Genomic DNA, 1,305 nt, shown 5'->3' with positions numbered 1-1,305 from the left:
GTGGGCGTCGCGCAGTTGGGCGCGATGGCGGTCGAAGCACAGCTCCCGCCTGCATCCAGCGTGCCTGTCCCGCTCTGGATGCGAGGCGGCGCCATGTTCGCGTCGGCGGCTTATCATTATGTGCCTGGCTGCTCTTCGCCGGGTTACCGGCCGACCGGATTTCTGACGTCCGATGCCGAGATGCGCCGGGCTAGTTACTACGACATGATGAGCAACATCGCATGCCAATATGGCATTCCGGTTGGCCTGTTCGATGCCATGATCATCCGGGAAAGCCGGTATCGGCCCGACGCTTTCTCGCGCAAGAACGCATTCGGGCTCACACAGTTGATGCCCGACACGGCAGTTGCACTGGGCGTCAACCGTTACAGCATCAATGAGAACCTGCGCGGGGGCGCGAAATATCTGCGCCAGCAGCTCGACCGTTTCGGCCACTATCATCTCGCGCTCGCCGCCTACAATGCAGGACCGGGGCGGATTCGGAATGGCCTGGTCCCGCAGATCCCTGAAACGCAAGCCTATGTGGACAATGTTCTGCTCAACTGGTCGCGATTGAGCGGGATCGGGCGCCAGGCGACAATCATTTCGACGACAGCCGGCCCTAACACGCAGCTGCGCCCAACAATCGGAAGGAAGGCGTCCGTCTCGACATTCTAGCCGCATGGTTTGCTGATCCATGTCCACGAACAGTTCGGCTAGAGGTCGAAATCGTCGCCATGGGTGAGGCGATTTCTGCGCTCATGAATAGCTTGGACCTCCTCGGTCACCTTCTTGATCAATGCGTTTTGGAGCGACGGGCTCCAGGCCAGCCTGATCTCGGTTCCATCGAAGCCACCCAATTCCTCGAGCACATCAATCATTCGCTCAGGCGCGCGCACGCATATGTCGCAGAGCATGAAGACAGCCGTCGAATAACATTTCTGATAATATTCATCGAGACCTTTGAAGGTTTTCAGGCACACATATGCGTGCACTAGATTCATGCCGAGCGCGTGCAATATTGTTTCAAATTCAGGAAGCGTCATGGTGACGCGTTTTTCGGGCTTGCTGTGCAGCAAAACGCCCAGCCTCGATTTGCTGATACCGGTCAGGTGGGCGAGTTTGCGTTGAGTTGCTTTCTTGCAAGCCATCGCCCGCAGGATCAGAGGCACATAGTCCCTCTGCAGCTCGTCGCCTTGGGCGAGCTCCACAACTTACGCCCCTAACTTGGCAAGAGATGTCATATCGATCCCCCAATGCCGTTCGGATGGGGAAGACAATCATAGCAGAAAAGCCAATGCAAGCGTGGTTTCGACCAGATTTGTC

General features: G+C 57.2%; 2 protein-coding genes. One reads left to right on the top strand and one right to left on the bottom strand.

Annotated features, from left to right (window positions below; genetic code table 11):
• On the top strand, nucleotides 1–657 hold a 657-nt coding region (locus tag IL54_RS02665; protein WP_443210208.1), incomplete at its 5' end, for a lytic transglycosylase domain-containing protein.
• A 38-nt stretch (nucleotides 658–695) separates the two neighbouring features.
• Here IL54_RS02665 and IL54_RS02660 read toward each other — a convergent pair.
• Nucleotides 696–1,190, bottom strand: a complete 495-nt coding sequence (locus tag IL54_RS02660) for a hypothetical protein (protein WP_017184784.1) — start codon at nucleotides 1,188–1,190, stop codon at nucleotides 696–698.
• Between the last annotated feature and the right edge of the window lie 115 nt (nucleotides 1,191–1,305).

The sequence above is a fragment of the Sphingobium sp. ba1 genome, from assembly GCF_000743655.1.
Lineage (GTDB): Bacteria > Pseudomonadota > Alphaproteobacteria > Sphingomonadales > Sphingomonadaceae > Sphingobium.
The sequence above is the reverse complement of the archived record's forward strand: the minus strand, read 5'-3'. Positions and strand labels throughout refer to the sequence as shown.